Annotated in this window: 23 protein-coding genes; 13 read left to right on the forward strand and 10 right to left on the reverse strand. The window is 45.9% G+C overall.

The features are described 5' to 3' along the window. The first annotated feature begins 94 nt into the window (after nt 1-94). Nucleotides 95-451: an FKBP-type peptidyl-prolyl cis-trans isomerase gene (locus tag ACO0K1_RS01490; protein ID WP_423022044.1), complete on the forward strand. Its 357-nt coding sequence runs from the start codon at nt 95-97 to the stop codon at nt 449-451. A 233-nt stretch (nt 452-684) separates the two neighbouring features. Here the strand turns inward: ACO0K1_RS01490 and orn are convergent, their stop codons facing one another. Beyond that, nucleotides 685-1,272, reverse strand: coding sequence for an oligoribonuclease (orn, locus tag ACO0K1_RS01495; RefSeq protein ID WP_423022045.1), 588 nt, complete (start codon nt 1,270-1,272; stop codon nt 685-687). 154 nt (nt 1,273-1,426) lie between these two features. Between orn and ACO0K1_RS01500 the strand changes: the two genes are divergently transcribed. From ACO0K1_RS01500 to rsgA, 3 genes are read left to right on the forward strand one after another with little or no spacing between them, the layout of a single operon-like run. Further along, a complete protein-coding gene (locus tag ACO0K1_RS01500; RefSeq protein WP_423022046.1) occupies nt 1,427-2,638 on the forward strand; it encodes a M48 family metallopeptidase in 1,212 nt (403 codons plus the stop codon). A gap of 47 nt (nt 2,639-2,685) precedes the next feature. Next, a complete protein-coding gene (locus tag ACO0K1_RS01505; protein ID WP_423022047.1) occupies nt 2,686-3,036 on the forward strand; it encodes a 4a-hydroxytetrahydrobiopterin dehydratase in 351 nt (116 codons plus the stop codon). Then, nucleotides 3,036-3,950 carry a ribosome small subunit-dependent GTPase A gene (rsgA, locus tag ACO0K1_RS01510; RefSeq protein WP_423022048.1) on the forward strand — a complete coding sequence of 305 codons (915 nt, stop codon included), beginning with the start codon at nt 3,036-3,038 and terminating at the stop codon, nt 3,948-3,950. Before ACO0K1_RS01505 ends, rsgA begins: the two co-directional genes overlap by 1 nt. 98 nt (nt 3,951-4,048) lie before the next feature. Here rsgA and ACO0K1_RS01515 read toward each other — a convergent pair whose 3' ends face one another. From ACO0K1_RS01515 to ACO0K1_RS01530, 4 genes are all read right to left on the reverse strand, one after another. Further along, nucleotides 4,049-5,194, reverse strand: coding sequence for an alginate O-acetyltransferase AlgX-related protein (locus ACO0K1_RS01515; RefSeq protein WP_423022049.1), 1,146 nt, complete (start codon nt 5,192-5,194; stop codon nt 4,049-4,051). Between the two features lie 9 nt (nt 5,195-5,203). Beyond that, the gene (locus ACO0K1_RS01520; RefSeq protein ID WP_423022050.1) at nt 5,204-6,601 is read right to left on the reverse strand and encodes an MBOAT family O-acyltransferase; all 1,398 of its coding nucleotides are present in this window, start codon (nt 6,599-6,601) and stop codon (nt 5,204-5,206) included. 20 nt (nt 6,602-6,621) lie between these two features. After that, nucleotides 6,622-7,278 carry a cell division protein FtsQ gene (locus ACO0K1_RS01525; RefSeq protein WP_422993531.1) on the reverse strand — a complete coding sequence of 219 codons (657 nt, stop codon included), beginning with the start codon at nt 7,276-7,278 and terminating at the stop codon, nt 6,622-6,624. Nucleotides 7,279-7,468: 190 nt separating this feature from the next. Then, nucleotides 7,469-8,128, reverse strand: a complete 660-nt coding sequence (locus ACO0K1_RS01530; protein WP_423022051.1) for an SGNH/GDSL hydrolase family protein — start codon at nt 8,126-8,128, stop codon at nt 7,469-7,471. Between the two features lie 417 nt (nt 8,129-8,545). Between ACO0K1_RS01530 and argF the strand changes: the two genes are divergently transcribed. From argF to ACO0K1_RS01555, 5 genes are all read left to right on the forward strand, one after another. Further along, nucleotides 8,546-9,460: an ornithine carbamoyltransferase gene (argF, locus tag ACO0K1_RS01535; RefSeq protein WP_423022052.1), complete on the forward strand. Its 915-nt coding sequence runs from the start codon at nt 8,546-8,548 to the stop codon at nt 9,458-9,460. Between the two features lie 99 nt (nt 9,461-9,559). Beyond that, nucleotides 9,560-10,792 (forward strand): argininosuccinate synthase, encoded by a 1,233-nt coding sequence (locus ACO0K1_RS01540; protein ID WP_423022053.1) that lies wholly within the window; start codon nt 9,560-9,562, stop codon nt 10,790-10,792. A 123-nt stretch (nt 10,793-10,915) separates the two neighbouring features. Continuing rightward, entirely contained in the window at nt 10,916-11,230 is a 315-nt protein-coding gene (locus tag ACO0K1_RS01545) for a pyrimidine/purine nucleoside phosphorylase (protein ID WP_423022054.1), read from the forward strand. Between the two features lie 310 nt (nt 11,231-11,540). Then, a complete protein-coding gene (locus tag ACO0K1_RS01550; protein ID WP_423022055.1) occupies nt 11,541-11,927 on the forward strand; it encodes a hypothetical protein in 387 nt (128 codons plus the stop codon). 84 nt (nt 11,928-12,011) lie between these two features. Continuing rightward, on the forward strand, nt 12,012-12,680 hold the full coding sequence (locus tag ACO0K1_RS01555; protein ID WP_423022056.1) for a DUF4272 domain-containing protein: 669 nt from the start codon (nt 12,012-12,014) through the stop codon (nt 12,678-12,680). A gap of 69 nt (nt 12,681-12,749) precedes the next feature. On the opposite strand, the gene ACO0K1_RS01560 is transcribed toward ACO0K1_RS01555, so the two are convergent. Beyond that, the gene (locus tag ACO0K1_RS01560; RefSeq protein ID WP_423022057.1) at nt 12,750-14,369 is read right to left on the reverse strand and encodes a mechanosensitive ion channel family protein; all 1,620 of its coding nucleotides are present in this window, start codon (nt 14,367-14,369) and stop codon (nt 12,750-12,752) included. A 285-nt stretch (nt 14,370-14,654) separates the two neighbouring features. Here ACO0K1_RS01560 and ACO0K1_RS01565 point away from each other — a divergent pair, with 285 nt between their 5' ends. Further along, nucleotides 14,655-15,392, forward strand: a complete 738-nt coding sequence (locus tag ACO0K1_RS01565) for a tetratricopeptide repeat protein (RefSeq protein WP_423022058.1) — start codon at nt 14,655-14,657, stop codon at nt 15,390-15,392. A 189-nt stretch (nt 15,393-15,581) separates the two neighbouring features. Here the strand turns inward: ACO0K1_RS01565 and ACO0K1_RS01570 are convergent, their stop codons facing one another. The 3 genes from ACO0K1_RS01570 to ACO0K1_RS01580 form a co-directional block, all read right to left on the reverse strand. Continuing rightward, the gene (locus ACO0K1_RS01570; protein ID WP_423022059.1) at nt 15,582-15,941 is read right to left on the reverse strand and encodes a hypothetical protein; all 360 of its coding nucleotides are present in this window, start codon (nt 15,939-15,941) and stop codon (nt 15,582-15,584) included. Next, a complete protein-coding gene (locus ACO0K1_RS01575; RefSeq protein ID WP_423022060.1) occupies nt 15,928-16,116 on the reverse strand; it encodes a hypothetical protein in 189 nt (62 codons plus the stop codon). The genes ACO0K1_RS01570 and ACO0K1_RS01575 overlap by 14 nt, the downstream gene beginning before the upstream one ends. Before the next feature lie 548 nt (nt 16,117-16,664). After that, a complete protein-coding gene (locus ACO0K1_RS01580; protein ID WP_423022061.1) occupies nt 16,665-17,570 on the reverse strand; it encodes a LysR family transcriptional regulator in 906 nt (301 codons plus the stop codon). A 205-nt stretch (nt 17,571-17,775) separates the two neighbouring features. Between ACO0K1_RS01580 and ACO0K1_RS01585 the strand changes: the two genes are divergently transcribed. Then, nucleotides 17,776-18,414: an NAD(P)-dependent oxidoreductase gene (locus ACO0K1_RS01585; protein ID WP_423022062.1), complete on the forward strand. Its 639-nt coding sequence runs from the start codon at nt 17,776-17,778 to the stop codon at nt 18,412-18,414. Nucleotides 18,415-18,521: 107 nt separating this feature from the next. Here the strand turns inward: ACO0K1_RS01585 and ACO0K1_RS01590 are convergent, their stop codons facing one another. Further along, nucleotides 18,522-19,142: a TetR/AcrR family transcriptional regulator gene (locus ACO0K1_RS01590; protein ID WP_423022063.1), complete on the reverse strand. Its 621-nt coding sequence runs from the start codon at nt 19,140-19,142 to the stop codon at nt 18,522-18,524. 345 nt (nt 19,143-19,487) lie between these two features. Between ACO0K1_RS01590 and ACO0K1_RS01595 the strand changes: the two genes are divergently transcribed. Continuing rightward, nucleotides 19,488-20,567: an MBL fold metallo-hydrolase gene (locus tag ACO0K1_RS01595; RefSeq protein WP_423022064.1), complete on the forward strand. Its 1,080-nt coding sequence runs from the start codon at nt 19,488-19,490 to the stop codon at nt 20,565-20,567. A 130-nt stretch (nt 20,568-20,697) separates the two neighbouring features. Next, nucleotides 20,698-20,935 (forward strand): helix-turn-helix domain-containing protein (locus ACO0K1_RS01600; protein ID WP_423022065.1); only part of this gene is annotated, 238 nt, incomplete at its 3' end.

Consider the following 20,935-nt stretch of genomic DNA (forward strand, 5'->3'; position numbering starts at 1 on the left):
TCAAAGCAAGTCTGGATAAATTGTAATTTAGCCCGATAAAATGCTTTTTTGCACTACAATTGCGCCACAGTTTTTTTCAAAAATAAGGAATTTTATGAGCTCAATCACGACAGTAAGCGGTTTGCAATATGAAGATAAAGTTGTTGGCGAAGGCGCAGAAGCGCAAGCTGGCAATCACGTCGTTGTGCACTATACAGGCTGGTTGCAAAATGCCGACGGTAGCGCTGGCAAAAAATTTGATTCCAGCAAAGACCGCAATGACCCGTTTTCTTTCCCATTGGGCGCTGGTCATGTGATCAAAGGCTGGGATGAAGGCGTTCAAGGCATGAAAATCGGCGGCACACGCATCCTGACGATTCCGTCAAGCTTAGGCTACGGCCCACGTGGCGCAGGCGGCGTTATTCCACCAAATGCCACATTGATTTTTGAAGTTGAATTGTTAGGCGTTTAATTAGGTTTTAAGCTGATACAGGGGAGTATCCTTCAGTTTTTTCTCAATGCCTTGATGAAATAAGCTTCACAAGAGCATGAATTTAAATACTCCCTACCAGTAAAAAAGCGCCGATGTCGGCGCTTTTTTACAATCTGATATAGGACGCCTCAACTCTCCTCATCCCTGTCCCATCATATGACTTCCGTTCACGGGAAAAGGGTTCGTTGAATTGTGAACACAAAAAATTTACCTTATTCTTTAATAAAATGCTGACGGTAGTATTTTAATTCTTCGATCGATTCAATAATATCAGCCAAGGCAGTGTGCTTTTGCTGCTTTTTGAAACCCGCCAACAGTTCCGGCTTCCAGCGGCGGCAAAGCTCTTTGAGCGTCGATACGTCGAGATTGCGATAATGGAAATACGCTTCCAGTTTTGGCATGCCGCGTACCATGAAACGGCGGTCCTGACCGATGGTATTTCCGCACATTGGTGATTTACCGGCTGGCACGTAAGGTTTTAAAAACTCTATCAGTGCTTGCTCAGCTTCCGCTTCAGTGACTGTGGATGCCTTCACTTTATCGATTAAACCGGAACGACCGTGGGTGCCTTTGTTCCAGGCATCCATTTTATCCAGCGTTTCGTCAGATTGATGGATAACAAACACCGGACCTTCTGCCAATACATTCAATTGTGAGTCTGTGACCACGACCGCCACTTCAATGATTTTGTCATTATCTGGCTCTAAACCGGTCATTTCCATGTCAACCCAGATCAAATTCATCTCATTTGGGCGGATTGTAGTGTTAGTGTTTGCTTGAATGTCGGTAGCTTGTGACATAATTCTTCCTTAGCTTTTTTTACGAATGCCATATTTTCCCATGAATTCAGTTACTTTTTCGGTTTTCTTCCACTGTGACTTTAAAACGTTCGCCCAATGGTTTGACTGGTGGAACTCAACTACCTTTTCGGTTTTCTTCATCGGCTTTCTGCTGATGACCCTTATTGTGCAGTTCTGGCTGGGCTCGCGCCAGATTCGTCACATACACTTACATAGATCTGCCGTACCGCCAGAATTCGCGTCTAAAATCCCCCTGGAAGCGCATCAGAAGGCGGCTGATTACAGCATCGCCAAGACTAAATTCGGCTTGGTTTCGCTGCTTTTTAACGCTGTGGTGCTGATGGGTTTTACTTTGTTTGGTGGACTGCAACTCTTGTCGGTGCTGGTACTCAATCTGACTGGCCCAGGTATGCTGTATCAAATTGGCTTGTTGGCGGCATTTGCTGTTGTCAGCGGATTACTGGATTTGCCATTCTCGTATTACTCACAATTTGTGCTGGAACAAAAGTTTGGCTTTAATAAGATGACTCCTGCCCTGTTTTTCGGTGATATGCTGAAAAGCACCGCCTTGGGAGCCGTGATTGGTTTGCCTTTGATCTGGGTGGTATTGACTCTGATGGATAAATCCGGTGCGCTATGGTGGCTGTACGCTTGGGTAGTCTGGAGTGGTTTTCAACTGTTGATGATGTTGATTTACCCTAGTGTGATTGCACCGATTTTTAATAAATTTACACCATTAGAAGACGACAGTCTGCGTAGCCGCATTGAGGGTTTGATGCAACGCGTGGGGTTTGCCTCCAAAGGCTTGTTTGTGATGGATGGCTCCAAGCGTAGCGCGCATGGCAATGCCTATTTTTCAGGTTTTGGCGCAGCGAAGCGCATTGTATTTTTTGATACGCTGATTGCCCGCCTGGCACCAGAAGAAATCGAAGCTGTACTGGCGCATGAACTGGGGCACTTTAAGCTCAAACACATCGTCAAACGCATGGTGGTGATTTTTGGTGTGTCGCTGGCATTTTTAGCATTGCTTGGTTATCTGAAGCAGCAAGTCTGGTTTTATACTGGACTGGGTGTTGATCCTATGTTACTGGCAAAAAATGATGCGATGGCACTGATCTTGTTTATGCTGAGTTTGCCTGTCTTTACCTTTTTGTTTTCGCCACTGACCTCGATCAGTTCCCGTAAACACGAATTTGAAGCCGATGCATTTGCTGCCCAACACACCAATGCAAATGACCTGGTTGCAGCGCTGGTCAAACTGTATGAAGAGAATGCATCGACATTGACGCCAGACCCGCTGCACTCAGCATTTTACGATTCTCACCCACCAGCGAGCGTTCGTATCAGCAAATTGCTGACAGCCTGAAACGAGTTTTAAAATAAATAAGAAATAAGCAAATAAAGGAAGACACCATGATTAAGACCACAGATTTACTTGCGATTAAGTCTCAGCATACAGAAACTGGCCTGGCTGATTCCAAGCTGGCGGCCTATTTCGGAGCGACACCAGGTTGGGAGCAAGATGGCCCACGCATCGTTAAAACATACAACTTCAAAAACTATTACGAAACGCTGTCGTTTATCAACGCGATTGCCTACGTCATTCACGCTGAAGATCATCACCCTGAATTAGTGGTTACCTATAACCGTTGCGTGATCAAATTCGATACACATACGGTAAATGACGGCAAAGGCGGCATTTCAGTCAATGACTTTATCTGCGCGGCTAAAATTGATGCCGTTTTTGAGCAAAGCTTTTCCTGATGGCGCGCCTGCAAGGTCTGGTCATTGCTGCGCATGGCCGTCATTATCTGATTCAGGCCGAGATTGACGGCAGCCAGCAAAAACTACATTGCGTCACACGCGGAAAAAAAAGCGATGTCTCCGTTGGTGATATTGTGGAGTTTGCCCTCACGTCCAAAAATCAAGGCGTCATCGAAGCGATCACCGACCGCAAAACTTTGCTGTACCGCTCTGACCAGTATAAATCTAAAATGCTGGCGGCAAACTTGACGCAACTCTTGATTGTGGTCGCCACCGAACCTAGCTTTACCGATGATCTGGTATCACGTGCCTTAGTAGCTGCTGAATCGTCAGGCATTAAGCCGCATTTAATTCTGAACAAAGTCGACGTGACTGAATCGCTGGAAAAAGCCCGTCAGCGCGTTGGTTTGTACGCCAAACTGGGCTATCCGGTGCATGAGGTTTCAGCTAAAGGCGATCCGGAAGGCACCCGCTCGCTCCTGACCAAACTAATGCAAGGCCAAAGCACTATTCTGATTGGTCAATCGGGGATGGGTAAATCTTCTCTGATCAATTTGCTGATACCCGACGCAGAAATCGCAACACGCGAGATCTCTGCGGCATTAGACACCGGAAAACATACAACCACATTTACGCGTCTGTATCACATGGACGAGAATTCGTATGTAATTGATTCACCCGGCTTTCAGGAATTTGGTTTGCATCACTTAAGCGAGGGCATGCTGGAACGCGCATTTCCAGAATTTTTGCCGTATCTGGGAAACTGCAAATTCTATAATTGCCACCATCATGCCGAACCAAATTGTGCGATTTTAGAGGCTGTAAAAAGCGGCGCAATCTCGCCGATGCGGCACCAGATGTTTGAACAGTTGGTGCATGAATCTCAACAGACAATGGGATACAAGCCGCATTGATGTCGTAGAGACTCGTAGGGTGGATGCCTCTCCTGCCATTGCGTTGGCTGGCGGTCTACACCCGCCCTACAGAACCTCTCAGAAAGCGTCGATATGCTTCAAAGCTGTCCCTGTTTCAACTTCTCCAACCATTGCCGTTCAGTCTCTTTAAACGGTTTTTGCAGCATACGTTCTGGCACTTCCCAAATCACAACTTTAGGTGGTTCCTGCTGAAACGCTTTACTTTGCAAATAAGTCATCGCCGCGCCGTCAAAGTCGCCGCCGTCTTTTGCCAGATTAGCGACTGGTACGCCCAGATGTTGGCTCATAAACGGCACAAAATTACCGCGCAGGCTAAATGAGGTTCCAACCAAGGCGATCGACGGCAAACCACCATCGCCAAACAAATCATCGCTCTTGTTAGCGACTGGTGCCACGGTGCTGCTGGCGACTTTTTCAACTGGTGGACGCAACCATAGCGGCACGCCTTCCAGATTTGAAACTCGGAACAAATCACCAGGGCGTTCTTCGGTAACGGTTTTAATCGCACCAGGTGCTGGTTTTAAATCGGTTTTATCTGCCAACTGTAAATCTTGCAATCGACGCGCGATCGCCAGTGCTGCGGCATCAGCACCGGTTTCATTCCAATGTGAATCGGTACGGTAATAACGCTCTGTTTTGACTGACTCCAGTGCTTCGCGCAGGTCGATGACTTCAACCTGATTCTTTCTAAGGGTATTGATCCACATTTCGGCGCGCTGTGCAAATGCTGCTGGTCGATGAACCCCACACAGATGTTCTTGCTCTATGCGGGTTTTGTCAGGTACAACTGCAACCATCAGACTCACGCCACGTTGTTTGAGCAGATGTGCAACTTGCTCCACCATATAAGCGCGTGCGTTCGCATTTTGCGAACCACCATCAAAGGTGTTCAACTCGTCATTCAGAAAAAACCAATCTGTGCATCCGACACTGACCGCGGCGCCCGTATCACGTGCAATGTTCCAATCTACTGCACGCTGAATTTTGGCGAATGGCTTACTCCACAAAAAATGCTCATTTAACTGCGTGGTGAAGCGACGAGTCGACTCACCTTGCACAATACGTTGTACAGGTGCCATCTCTTGCCATGTTTTTTGCGACACATTCATTAAAGAAGAAACACTGACAACCAGACCGGTCAGCATGATGGCAGCAAAGGATACGGCCGGAACATAGCGCCACGCACCCGCTTTTTTGGCATCAAAGGAAAAAGATTCGCTCATTTTTTTTCCTTAAAACTGAAAGTATAAAAACGGAATGGCTTTTTGTCCTGCCAGCACGACAATCGCATACGCGAATGCGATGACTGGCCACACCATGCTCCAGCTCATGATGCCTAATCCGCCACGTTTACCGATAGGCGTTGCTGGATAAATTACGCAGATCAGGCCAATCGCAAAGGTGAGTAAAATACTTGGTCGTAAAGCCAAAATTACTTCGTCCGCCATCGCCATGCCGTGCAAACCTAACTGACCAGCCCACATATCCAGCGCATGATCAAAACCAGACGCACGGAATACCGTCCAGGCAAACATGACCGTCAACATGGTCAAGGTGCGCGAAGCATAATTGGGCATCGACAATCCACGCTGTGTGAACGCACGATCACAACACAAAGCAGCGCCCTGGATAAAACCCCAGATCAGATAATTCCAGTTATCGCCACCATGCCACAGGCCACCAATCGCCATGGTTAACATCAGATTCACATAGGTACGGCCCGCCCCATGACGATTACCACCCAGACTAATATACAAATAGTCGCGCAACCAAGATGATAAAGTCATATGCCAACGACGCCAGAAATCCTGAATCGACACGGCAAGATAAGGATGATTAAAGTTCTCTGCAAAATCAAACCCTAGCATCAGCCCCAAACCAATCGCCATCGCACTATAACCAGCAAAATCAAAGTAAAGCTGAAAAGTGTAGGCAATGCAACCGACCCATGCATCCTGGAAACTCGGATTCTTCAATCCAAAAACCAAAGTCACCACCGGTACCAGCGTATCAGCGATCAGCACTTTCATAGAAAAGCCGATCATAAAACGTCGCACCCCCATGCTGAATTTGTCTAAAGAAAAGACGCGTTCGCGTAGTTCTTTGTCGATGATTTTATAACGTACGATAGGTCCTGCAATCAAATGCGGGAACATCGCCATGTATGCACTAAAAGAAACGATGCTGTATTGCGCCGGTACCGTTTTACGACGGACATCGACGACATAAGAAATCGCATGCAACACTGTGAACGACAAGCCAATTGGTAACATCAGCTTGACCCATGGTATCTCGGGCAAATCATGTCCGGTCAATATCGTATTGAGAGAGGCAATGACCATATTGGTGTACTTATACCAAACCAGCGATGCCAGATTTAATACGATGGTCGCCACCATCAGGCGAGTTTTTAAACGCTCGTCATGTGCTTTATCAATCAATATCGCCGCGCCCCATGCCAGGATAGTCAAGGCAATGATCAGCAGCAAAAATTTCGGCGTCCACCAAGCATAAAATAACCAGCTACCGATCAGTAAGGTATGGTTACGAAATCGCTGCGGTGTGATCAGATAAAACGCAAAAAAAAGCGGTAAAAAGAGCGTCAGAAACTCTAAAGATGCAAATACCATGGTAAATACGCTGACTCAGATTAGGAAGTGGAATCGCGTACAAAGAACGCTTGGCGACCTTTTTTAGCAGGAATAACAATCACGCTGTAACGCTCTCCCGCCTGCAATTGCGACATATCGACCGCAGCACCTGCCGCCTCGCCGCCGCAATTAGCCTGCACAGTCAGACTTACGGGATTGACCAGGCGGCGCGTTGTGGTCGCAGGTTTAACCGCTTCAAATATCATGGCATTTTTGGCGCCACCAGTCAGGCCAGCGGCAGCACAACTCGCATCGACATTCATCAAAGAAATGGATGCACGCATGGCATTGAAATCGGTCGGTGTTTCGCGTACCAACATACTTTCCAATGCTGCGCCTTTATTCACGATCGCAACGGTAACGAATTCACCAGGTTTCGCCGTAACTTCGACGGACGTTTTGACTGCGCCAACTTGCACCGTTGCTGTTAATTTTTCACCTGCTTTTACAGGATAGAAACGTGAAACACGCCCTTCTGTTTTAGCGTCTAAATTTACTTTAGCTGATCCATTTACTACCGTCGCTTTATCGCCGCTAGCGTTTAAAAAACGGACGAAAGAAGAATCCTGCCCTGGACCCGTTTCATACAAAGGATTATCCGCATAAGCAGCCATTGAACACATAGTCGCAATACAGGTCAGTATCAGTTTTTTCATTTTTTCGAATCAGTAATTGGAGTAGTTTTCGTCACGGTCGTCGCTATCACATCAGATCAGCATGACGGCCAGATTTTTTTACTTAATGCCAGGCAAACAACGATGAAGTGAACGATAAATTCAGGCGTCGAACGGCTATTAAAATTAAAACGCATCAGCTCTGGATCAGAGCCGATGCGTCATTCAGATATTAATGCTTAATTGTTTTCAACACTGTTGGGGAAGAAATAAAGTTACCAATCGCGGAACCCCATGATTTGTAACCAGCACCATCAAAATGTTGACCGTCGATCGTGCCCCATTCACCAGGTTGAGAAAAACTCAGCGAGTCAACATAGGTGCAAGGTGCGACGATTTCAGACAGGTAACCAGACATCTCTTTAGCACGTGCATAGGTTTTACCAAATTTACCACCCTCAGTTCCCCAGGCCGGACCAACCCATACACAGCTGACTTCGTTCTTTTTAATCCCTTTAGTCAAGCGTGAAACTTGTTGCCAGATCCAGTTCTTTTGCAATTCAGGTTGGTTGTAGGACGCCATCGTGTCAGCATTCACCACCACAACCAAATTTGGTTTATACGTCTTAACTAACTCATTGAATGGACGAGTCATCGCATCCTGACCACTTTTTACTTCTACCGGGCCATCTTTGATGCGCTCAGCGCCGCCGCAAGAAGACTGCGTTTTTACCATCCATTCACCGGCAGCAACGCCGCAAGCACCAAACGAATAAACGACCGCCCCTTTGTTCATCAGATCGTCATGCAAAGTCGTGATCAGATAATCTGGTGTAGACATGTGGCTATCGCCGATAATCAGGACGGTCAGTCCGGCTAAGAGTGCGCTCATATTGTGTATGTAATCGAAAAAGTTATAAAAATATTGTTTTAAATATTGTTTTAAATATTGTTTTGATTATCGTCTTTACTTCGTGTTTCATGGTTTGACACACGACCAAATTGGATTGATTTTGTCAGTTTGGTATCGGCATTATAAATACGATAGAGCAAGAAAACACTGACAAAATAACAAGAATATCAAGCAGAATTACGTTTTTTTACTAATTGACGATAATTAACAAAACAGGCTATGGTAAATGCCTTGTGTTACATTTGTCACTTCGCCGCGTTTTTTTTCATCAAACAAAGCGAAATACCGTTCAAATCGCTGATTCCCAGAATTAAATATGGGAAAGTGATTTTAATCCCTTATAATTAAGCAGTTACGATCAGCGGCGGCGAGCTTATAGGCTGCCCGTTTTTATTTATGGCTATCAAACACTTCCTGCAATTCTCCGATTTCACGCTCACTGAGTTCGAATATGTGATGCAGCGTGCCCGCATCATTAAGCAACGGTTCAAAGCTTATCAGACCTATCATCCTCTATTGGATAGAACACTGGTGATGGTTTTTGAAAAAAACTCCACTCGTACCCGCTTGTCTTTTGAAGCAGGCATGCATCAGCTCGGTGGCGCAGCGATTTATCTCAACACCCGCGATAGTCAACTTGGCCGCGGTGAGCCCGTCGAAGATGCGGGACAAGTGATGTCTCGTATGTGCGATATCATCATGATCCGCACGTTCGAGCAAGAAATGATTGAACGTTTTGCAGCGAATTCTCGCGTTCCGGTCATCAATGGCTTAACAAATCAACATCATCCTTGCCAAGTGCTGGCGGATGTATTCACCTACATCGAGCATCGTGGCTCAATTGCCGGCAAAAAAGTGGCATGGGTTGGTGATGCCAACAATATGTTGTATTCGTGGCTGCAAGCGGCTCAAGTATTCAATTTCCATTTGCATATTTCAACCCCTAAGGGCTACGACATGGGTATGTCGCTAGTCTCTGCGGATGCCTCGCAATACACCGTTTTCGAAAATCCATCGGACGCCTGCGAAGGCGTTGACCTGGTCAATACCGACGTGTGGACCAGCATGGGTTATGAGGATGAAAATCAAGCGCGTTTGAAAGCATTTGATGGTTGGATCGTCGATGAAGAGAAAATGGCACGCGCTAATTCTGACGCCTTATTCATGCACTGTCTGCCAGCGCATCGTGGAGAGGAAGTCTCAGCTGGCGTGATTGATGGGCCGCAATCTGTCGTGTGGGATGAGGCTGAAAATCGTCTGCACGTACAAAAAGCATTATTAGAATATCTGGTCGTTGGCGAAATTCGCTAACTTTTTGTTTTTTTCAAGCTTGTTTGAACCGGCTTGAATTGCATAAAACACCAAAAAATACCTTAGTTTGATTGATAGCATTTATTTCGAAAGTACATCATGAGCGATATTAAAAAAGTCGTCCTCGCCTATTCCGGCGGTCTGGACACCTCCGTCATTCTGAAATGGCTGCAAGACAATTATCAGTGCGAAATCGTCACGTTCACTGCGGATCTTGGTCAAGGTGAAGAATTAGAACCAGCGCGCGCAAAAGCCATTAAATTTGGTATCAAGCCAGAAAATATCTACATTGACGACGTGCGTGAAGAATTCGTACGCGACTTCGTCTTCCCAATGTTCCGTGCCAACACGATTTATGAAGGTGAATACCTGCTCGGCACCTCCATTGCGCGACCATTAATCGCTAAACGCTTGATCGAAATCGCCAAAGAGACTGGCGCCGATGCCATCTCCCACGGCGCGACAGGCAAAGGTAATGACCAGGTTCGTTTTGAACTCGGTGCCTACGCGTTGATGCCAGGCGTCAAGATCATCGCACCATGGCGCGAATGGGATTTGCTGTCGCGTGAAAAATTAATGAAATATGCCGAAGACGCAGGAATAGAAATCGATCAAAAACACAAAAATGGTGGCGCTCCGTATTCCATGGATGCCAACTTATTGCACATCAGCTTCGAAGGTCGTCATCTCGAAAACCCAAGTGCTGAGGCCGAAGAAAGCATGTGGCGTTGGACTTGCAGCCCGGAACAAGCACCAGACGCTGCCGAATATCTGGACGTTGAATTTGAACACGGTGATATCGTGGCACTGAACGGCGTGCGTATGTCACCAGCAACCGTATTGACCGAATTGAACCGCCTTGGCGGCAAGCATGGTATTGGCCGTCTCGATCTGGTTGAAAACCGCTATGTGGGTATGAAATCACGTGGTTGCTATGAAACACCAGGTGGCACCATCATGCTGCGCGCGCATCGCGCCATCGAATCCATCACCTTAGATCGTGAAGTAGCGCATCTGAAAGATGATCTGATGCCACGTTACGCAAGTCTGATCTACAACGGTTACTGGTGGGCACCAGAGCGTCTGGCTCTGCAAACCTTGATTGATCATACCCAGCAAACAGTCAACGGCTGGGTACGCCTGAAATTGTACAAGGGCAACGTCATCACTGTTTCTCGTGATTCCAAAACAGATTCCTTGTTCGACATGAACATTGCAACCTTTGATGAAGACGGTGGCGCTTACAACCAAGCCGACGCCGGTGGGTTCATCAAGCTCAACGCATTACGTATGCGCATTGCAGCGAATGCCCGCGCTAAACGCGGACAATAAAACGGATCGGTAAATACAAAGCCATATTCCTGCATATTCTTAAGCCTGCGTGTTTGTAATTTGCAGGCTTTTTTTATTATTGTCCCGAATTTTAATTTTCACTCTTTAAAGTAAAAGTACACGATGAATTCTCAATTTGATCAAGTCAGCGTTATCAAAAAAGCGAATATCTATTTTGATGGCAAATGCGTTTCGCACACCGTCTTGTTTGCGGACGGTAGTAAAAAAACGATCGGTGTTATTTTCCCTTCCAGCCTGGTGTTCAATACTGCAGCGGCTGAAGTCATGGAACTAAACGCAGGTAAATGTCAAATTCGACTCAAGGGCGAAATCAACTGGAATACCTATGAAGGCGGCCAGCAGTTCAGTATTCCAGCCAATTCGAGTTTCGAAATAGAAACAGTGGAAACCTTAGATTACGTCTGTCATTTCGTTTAATTTATTGACCATAATTTTCATCTAAAAAGGAGAACAGAGGCGATTGCTCTCCTTTTGATCACTCGCCCTGTCTCAGAACCTTTTAATCCAAGCCAATCATTGCATTTGCATTCAGGGGATACGCGTTTCTCTTATTTTGATAACAAGTCAGTTTTTGCGGATTCCACGTTGTAGCTGAGTTCCTCCCCCAGTTTTCACCTTTCATCCCGACATTTTTACCGCCTGTCGCATGCAGATTGCTAGCGCCGGAGCGCAGGCATACGATACACACATCAACAACAAGTGAACATCGTCCAAGGGAGAAATTATCATGAAAACAAGAGCACGTAATGTATCGATTTTGCTGGCAATATTGGTTTTGATTTCGATTGTTGCAACGAGCATCAGTTATTTTTACTCGCCACCAACTGTGTATATTGGCGATCAAGAGATCGTAGGCGTCGCTGGCTTCGGTGCAACCGTAATCGGTTTTCTCATCGCGGGCTTAGCATGTATGCTTGCGTTTGTATTCACCAGCGCCATACTGGCAGGCGTGTCAGCCCTATTGATTTTAATCTTCGCCATTCTGGCTGTAACATTGGCCTTGGCAGTCGCGCCTTTATGTTTGCCACTGTTGTTTTTAGTGGGCATTGTGATGCTTTTTACCCGCCGTAAAACAGGTAAAACCATCAATCAAGAAGAACTTGCCCACAACTAGGTACATCGAGCAGCGGAAGAAAACTTGCGACAAGTAAGCGGTCAGCACTGGTACAATCTCTGACCTTTTTTCTTCCGGCTGATTATGAAATCCCCAGAACTGCGCAAAGAATTATCAGAACTGGTGCTACACAAACGTGGTATTCGCATTAACCTGCAATTGTCCCTCATTGAGAGCGAAGACGAAATTAGTTTGCGTAGCCCCAATGAGCTTGCTGAACGTATAACGGCATTGAGACTCATCCGAGACTTCGTCATGTCCGACGAAACACAAAAAGCACTGATCCGCGATGTAATAAACATCAATCAATTACGGACATGCTTTTCAGCAAACGAACTAAATACCATTTTCAGTACGCCAGCCCAAGATGATGCACGCCCTCTGGATTTACGCAGTTACAGTGGTGAGGCATTGAGTTTTTTGATGTGGGCAAGCAGTTTGCAAAAAAATATTGGCATGCCGGATGGTCAACGATCACCGTCGGACATCGATACGCTGATTGCTGAGCTGCCTCCCCCACTTGCGCAGATCAGCGATCGCATCAAGCTACGATCCAAATCTGAGATTCTTGATTGGGCTGATTTGTTGTATCGCTTGCATTGGGCGGTGCGCCACGCCCACATCACCGCCAAACCAACACCGGGCAGACTCAATGCTGACGCCGTTCACGAATGGCACAAAGCGGTAAACTGGCTGATTCGATTCGATGATGAAGATGACTGGGACAAAGTCAGTACAGAAACTGCCGGTTAAGAAAAAACCGGCTTAACTATGACTGCATGTGCCATCACCTAAAACCGGCCTGATACGCATTTTTTAAGTTCAAGGTGGTGAAGCCGGTTTTTTATACCAGTCATTTTGACCGACAATTTTTTCATTTTCAGGGTCACTCAAATAATGTGGCGACATGATTTGAACGCCATATTCATTGAAAACGTCTTGGATATTGGCGTGAAGCAAATTAATCACTTCTGCCCGAGGGCGTGGTTCACTCGGAATTGCCTGACAAATTAATAAATATTCAGGATAGAAATCTGACAAAGCTGTTTGGAATACTTTAGGTGCTGGCTCCGTTAAGACGCCCGGTGTTCTGCGAGCTGCTTCAATCAACATTGCCTGTACCTGGCGCCAAGGTGTATCGTAGCCGATGGTTACCTTGGTATCCACTACAAAACCATCACCAGAAACCACGCGAGAGTAGTTTTTAGTGACGTTACTGAGCACATAGGAATTAGGCAAGGTCAGCTCGACACCCATGCCGTTGCGTATCCTGGTTGAAAACATGCCTAATTCGGTAATTGTACCTTCATGTTCGCCAATTCGGATAAATTCACCTTTGCGATAAACACGTGAATAAGTGAGTATCAAGCCACTCGCAGCCTGTCCCACAAGACTGGACGCCCCCATTGAGAGCATCAAGCCAACCAGCACTGACACGCCCTTAAATGCCTCCGTCCCTGATCCGGGTAAATACGGATAAGCCATCGCCAAGGCAAACAGCCAAAGAGCTATCGCTGCAATCCGGCGAGTTGGCCCCACCAGATCGGCGTCGAGCCATGCAATTTCAATCGAACGATTTTGCACCAAGTCAAAGAAATGGTGCATCCCCTTGGCCACCAGTTTCGCCAGCATAAAAATCACGCAGGCCACAAACAAATCAGGAATTGCTTTGAGAATAGAGCTACCTAGCATGACGATCAGGCCAAACAAATACCCATTCAAATGCTCACTCCATGGCCGCGTGAACGGGAATTGCGACATCATGACACCCAACCATTGATAACTCAGCAATAAGACAATGAACCACGTCAGCAACTGAAATCCCTTACGCATCAACCAATGAATACGTTCACGACGTATCAATAAAATGCCTACATGATTCAGTCCAGCCATTTTTTCATGCGCAAAACTCAATAATTTGCGAATCGCGATCCGACGCAATTTAAGCAATAACCAAATCAGACCGCCATACACCAGGGTGGCGAGGCCAGCGTAGGCTACCGCACGCAAAATGGCTCTCACATTATGGCTTTCTTGAATTTCTTGTAAGGAATGATTTAAGGCACTCACCGCCTGCTCAGCTACGCCTGCCAATGTCTCCTGTTCAAATGGGTCGATATCTTCAGGGGCAATATAAAAACTGCCTGCGCCATCAATCTGAATCAACATACCTGGCGCAGCGCTAATCGCTGTCGCCTGATGCCCTCCCACACCTTCAAGCTGTTGATCGATTCGAGCTTGAGCACGCTTCACGCGTTCGCTAGGGGCCATTCCCAACACGGTGCTTCGGAGTACCACGATATTCCGGTTGAATAGAACCAGCGTCGCCTCCTCGGCTTTTTCATTGCCGGGGGGTGCTTTAACTTCTGTCGCCTGTGACATTCCGAACAACAGCAGCATCAATAAACAGCTGAATACATAAACTGACTTGAATAATTTCATTTTTCTCTTTTCATGTGCATTGAAGGCGTGTCGCGTCTCGAAACATAGTATCAACGATCTAAAATAGAACGGTCAACAAGCATAAAGAAAAAAACAATTGGCAACACACTTAGTTTTAAGGCTTCAAGATCGATGGATGCAACGGTGTTTTGATTGAAAAAATGTTTCAATAAAAATATCATGCAAGTTAATCAATGCCAACGAAAATAAAGGTAAACTACCCTTCTATATTTGAAAAATATTGACTACAATAAACTAAATGATGTCCTGCTCTTGGAGCATTCTATGAAATCCCGCACATTCAAACCTCCAGTTATCCTCTCAACTCTGACCTTGCTAACGATGGTGGGGGCAGCGCTGCATTTTGCCCGCGCTGAAGATAATGAAGATGCCGCCAGCAAGTATGCTGACAACGATTATGAATCTGCGGCAGGAGCCTACCAAGCTGCGGCTGATAATGGTGATGCTGATGCACAAACCAGTCTTGGACTCATGTATCTTAAAGGCGAAGGCGTTGAAGAGAATGAACACACTGCCTTAAGTTTATTTGAAAAATCTGCCGCGCAGGGCGACGTCCGTGGTGAAGTCAATCTTGCTCGTATGTATGCAAAAGGTAAAGCCGGTTTAGTACCGGATTACCGGATTGCCGTTTCATGGTTTGACAAAGCGGCTACCCAAGGCTACGCCGATGCGAAATATAGTCTTGGTGTGCTGTACGTCACGGGTAATGGCGTGCCGCTTAATTACCGAAAAGCAATGGAGTTGTTTGCCAGTGCGGCAGATCAGAACAACGCCAGCGCCCAGTATCAGCTTGGATTAATGAATTTTAAAGGCAAAGGAATGCCAGTCAATCTGATCGAAGCCTACAAATGGCTCACGATTGCCGGTGACTTTGACGACGCACCTATTTATCGCCAATACGTGGCACTCAAAATGAATAAAGAACAAATCGACCAAGCCGTTGCGTTAGCGGATGATTGGAAGCAAGAGGCGGAACAAAATCAGGAAAAAACTGACAAGTAGTTTCTTTGTCGAGTCACGAACTTTAGCTTGAATTAAATTGATAGACAGATTCGACAATGTCCAGATTGCTACGCGTGCAACCAGCGACGTCATATAAAAACTCGTTTTACATACTCAAAAAATAGAAAACTTGAAAGAAGGTGAACCCAATTGACACCCGCGATTGGGATCACCTTTTTATCAAAACGACTAAATGGTCGGCTCAACAACAGCGTTCCATCGAATGCTGCGCACACCGCCTTCGAGACCAAGCCTGCCCACCATTTGCACCAGATGCTGACGAGCATTTTCTGAACAACGCACTTCAATGTGAAAAATGCCCATTTCCTGGACTTTCAGCGTGGGAATGTCTAACTTTTCAATCGTGCAGCATATTGAACTAAGTGATTGTCGTATCAGTGATTCAACGTACAGCATATCATCATAGCGACAAGCAGCACGAATTTGATAACGTTGCATACTATTTTTCACATCCAATCGCTCGCGTGGCGAATTGGTGGGGATAGAAATTTGATGAAAAACAAATGAGACTAAATCAAAGAGCATCATGCTGACCTCCTCTTTTTGGATAAGAACGATGCATCAAGTGATTGTTGAAGGCCACTGGCGAAGAGAATGCCAGACAAATTTTTTTTAATAAATCGGTTAATGCCATAAAGTCATTGCCAGCGTGACTGCATGTAAAAACATAAGCAAAGTGATTGATAAGTAAATGCCATTCCATTGCATTTTCCTCCGTAAAAAAATCTTTACACGCAGGCAAACGCCCTACACGCGTGTCGAGATTTCAGGAACGATGTGGTCAAAACCGTCGACCATCAACGTTTGCAACACGGCATGGCGCAGACGCGATGAATCGAACTAATTTTGACAGTTAGGGAATGGATGGGCGTACTACTTGACGGAGAGATTCGTCGGGACACTACAGCTTGCATTGCGCACGCTACAGTAGAGAGATGTCTATCGGGAGTGTGCGTCAATGTGCGGGCTTACCCATCCATTGATTTGATAACTACAACTACTACAGTCCACAATAAAACCCCTATAAAATGAGATGCGCGAATTGTAAGCGCCCTGAATTTGCGATGTCAACACAAAAAGAAATCTTTCTCATGCCGAGCATTTACGGTAATGTTTTTGATCTTTTTTTAGATCTTTTTTTAGATCTTTTTTTTTATGTGCTTCAAATGACGTACACGCATAAAACTAATCTGAAAAATAAAATCCGTGATTTTTTTGGCACATAGAATTTCCACAGAATTTGATTAAAATTTAAATAAAATCGCGATAAAAATCGATGAATGCTCTTACTTTCACTGGCACTAAACGGCCAGGTGGCAATACGGCATAGATACCTCCAACTGGCAAACTCCATTCAGGAAATAAACGAACCAATGCACCACTATCAATGACGCCTTGTACTGTTCTCTCATCCATGACTGAAACACCAGCACCATGCAATATCAACGACAATAAGGCATTCGGTGCATCAACCTGAATTCGCGATTTCATATGGATTGTTTCAACGTGTCCATCGATATTTGTCAACTTCCAAGTCAGAGGTGTCGGTAGCAAAGATAGGGCGACCCATTCGTGAGTTCGCAAGTCCTGTAATTGCGTGGGCTTACCATGCTTTTTTAAATACGCGGGGGCAGCAACCATCACTTGTTTAAACTCGCCCAGCTTGATCGCACGCTGCGATGAATCACGTAGCCATCCCATACGGAAAGATAGATCAATCCCATCGGCAACCAAATCACTAATACGATCACCTGTGCGTAAATCAATCCGCAAGCGTGGATGCAATACCGCAAATTGAGCAACCGCCTGCGCCAATGATTGTGTTGCCTGATTAACGGTTGCAGATAAACGTAACACGCCAGTTAACTCGCCGAGACTTACCTGTTCACTACCTGCTTGAGTCAACGCTTCACGCAGCCCATAAAGTAAAGGCTGGCACTGCTCATGCAAGAGTCGTCCAGCCTCTGTCAGCACGATTTTGCGTGTAGTCCTGGTGAATAAAGTACAAGACAGTTGTTGCTCGAGGCGGCTGATATTGATACTGATCTTCGCCTTTGCCACATCAAGCTTATTGGCTGCCGCAGTAAAACTCCCGGCATCTACGACCGCCTCAAATATACTCAACGCATTTAAATCGATTTGATCAGGATTAAACATAGTTTTCCATTCGCAGCATCAACGCCGCATTCATACAATCAACTGCATAGTCAACATAGTCAACATATTCGACATGTTCAGCACATGTCAATTGATAAGAATTTAAGAACAATGAATTATTAATTTTATCGTTTATTTAGTCAATCTTTGATGTCAAACTTCGTCTCAATGAATCCCGGGATTCAGCCACTCAAAGGAGAATTTTATGAATATCGCATTAATCGGCGCATCTGGTTTTATTGGTTCAGCAATCTTAAATGAAGCCTTATCACGCCACCATCAAGTTACTGCCCTCGTCTCGCGTCCAGAAAAAATCACGGCCTCGACACAATTAAAAGTACTAGCAACAGATGTCCAAAATCTGGCACAACTGAGTGCACAATTACAGGGGTTTGACGCTGTCATTACTGCATTTAGCGGTCACGCAAATGGTGATGTACTTGCTTATTACGTGTCTGGAATCAAGAATATTATTCAGGCTGCTAAGGAAGCAAAAGCCAAGCGTCTGTTGGTTGTCGGCGGCGCAGGTTCCTTAGAAGTGGCTCCCGGCTTACAAGTCATTGATACGCCAGACTTTCCAGAAGCCTATCGAGCATCCGCAGAAGGCGCACGTCAAGCCCTGAATTTATTGCGTGAAGAAACCAACGTAGATTGGACAATGTTAAGCCCATCTGCCTGGATCGCACCAGGCCAACGCACCAATCAATTCCGGCTGGGAAAAGACCAACTATTGATTGCCGCTGACGGCAAGAGCCACATTTCAGTCGAAGATTATGCAGTTGCAATGATCAATGAATTAGAACAACCGGCGCATACCCGGCAACGATTTACCGTGGGTTATTGATCGCTCAAACGCTGACTCAAAATCGTCCGCACGATCCTTAGGGAGGTAAAATCTTCTGACACACGCCATACCTTAGGTCGCAAAGACAGTTTCAGGAATGCGCGGTTTTACAAAGTCGATGGCGTGCCGTAATAGCCCAAAAACATGCGTGTGGCGGTTTGAATCAGCGCAAGTTGCTGTTGTTGATTCAGGATAGGCTGCCCCATCGCAACTTGCGGCCAAAACGCCATCGCTTTTAGCTGTCCCACAAGCATATCGGCCATTAAGAGGGGATCGGCAGCAATCAATTTACCGTCGTTTTGGGCGGCTTTGATCCAGGTAACGATAGTGGGTTCATTTTTGCCTAGTTTTTCCACCATGTCACGCGCGCGGTCTGGCGTATGGATTGTGGCTGCTACGGCTACTCGTGATAAATCAAGAAAATTGGGATCGGACAACATGACCATCTTGCGGTACAAAAAGTCTTCTAATTGCTGCTGCAGACGAACTTCGGGCGCATACGTTAAAGCCTCATGCGTCGCCGCACTCTGCCAGAGCTGGAGCAAAATCGCTGAAAACAATTCGTCTTTACTAGCAAAATGATTATAAACAGTACGCTTAGACACCGCCGCTGTCGCCGCTATTTTATCCATACTAGTCGCATCAAAACCATGCTGACGGAATTCTTCTATTGCAGCTTGCAATATCGCTTCTCGTTTGCGATCGGTCTGGCGTTGCGGCTGGTTCATTGTGGTTTGCCAATATGTAAAAGAGTCATAATGGAAATATTTTACACTAAGTAGTTTACTTTCTTACCGTTTAAAACTACACTGTGTAGTGTAATTAATGACAATTACATTGTCGGATCTAATGAATCCTACTCTGGACGTCGTCCCGATGCAGGTTTTTTTAAGCTGGTGTATAAAAAGAATTCATTGAAATTGACCTGCTTGGGCCGGTATCAAAGAAACATACGTTGAGCAAAAGTTACACTTGGGTTGGGCAAACGATGGGCAAGCGATCGGCAAACGATCGGCAAACGATCAGCAAACGATCAGCAATTGATAGACAGAAGATACTACGGGATAAGTAAAATGAATTTTGATACGTCGCCATCGGCCAATGACAATTTCGTAAAAACACCGCAATTCAGCACAAAAAAACATGGCGCTAAATTCGGCAATCATAAAGAAATGCGTGAACCGAGCTTCTTAAAGAATTTATCACTGGCTTGGCTATTCCTTTTCAATAAGCCAAAAAATACAGTCCCTGAAGGCAGTATTCCCGTATTTGAACTGAGCCGACAACAATTACTCACAGCACCTGACACGACCTTGTTCAGACTTGGGCACTCCACCGTCTTGATGAAATTACAGGGCGAATTTTTTCTGACCGATCCCGTGTTTTCAGAACGTGCCTCGCCGTTTCAGTGGATGGGACCAAAGCGCTTTCATCAGCCGCCCATCAGTATCGCAGAGTTACCACCGATCAAAGCCGTAATTTTGTCACACGATCATTATGACCATTTAGATCAAGCGGCCGTGTTAGCACTGGCCGACAAGACAGAACATTTTCTGACGACAACCGGCGTTGGAGACAGATTAATTGCCTGGGGAATCGCCGCCAACAAAGTCCAGCAATTAGACTGGTGGCAAGAAACGAGCGTGCATGGTATCCAATTCATAGCGACACCTGCACAACATTTCTCCGGACGCAAGCTGAGTGACCGCGATAAAACCCTATGGGCCTCCTGGAGTATTCTTACGCCGGAACTAAAGATTTTCTTCAGTGGCGATTCAGGCTATTTCAAAGGCTTTAAAGAAATCGGGGAGCGTTTAGGCCCCTTTGATTTAACCCTGATGGAAACGGGTGCCTACAACAAACTTTGGCCGGATGTCCATATGCAACCAGAAGAGACGCTACAAGCGCATCTTGATTTGCAAGGGAAGTACCTGCTACCAATCCACAATGGCACATTCGATTTGTCGCTCCACGCCTGGTATGAACCGTTTGAACGAATTGTGGAACTGGCTCAGCGGCATGGCGTAAAAATCAGTACGCCGCAAATGGGAGAAGCAGTTGATATTGCCGAACCGCAAGCGGGTAAACATTGGTGGCGACTGTCAAATACGGTTCGTCATCCTGTTTCTTTAGATGCTGCGATCGCTGAGTAGAACAACAGGCAAGCGCCGTAATTGCTTTGGCGAATTCTAGGATGAAGTGCAATTTATGAACGGTACCGGTTAATGAGGGCAAGATGCGATAGCATTTGTGCCTTTTTGACCGGCCAGTCGAAATTGCATAATGAACTACACACATCTCACCCAAATAGAACGATACCAGATTTACGCATTAAGAAAAGCAGGACAAACACAAAGACAGATTGCTAGCTTACTAAAACGAAGTGAATCGACTATCAGCAGAGAATTGCGTCGTAATACTGGAGGTCGTGGTTATCGTCCAAAGCAAGCTCATAAAAAGTCAGAGGAGCGACGTGCAATTAACGCGCGGCGCATTGACGAGGATGTCTGGGAGTTTGCGC

It is taken from the genome of Undibacterium sp. SXout20W (assembly GCF_049340285.1).
In the GTDB taxonomy this organism is placed as follows: Bacteria; Pseudomonadota; Gammaproteobacteria; order Burkholderiales; family Burkholderiaceae_D; genus Undibacterium.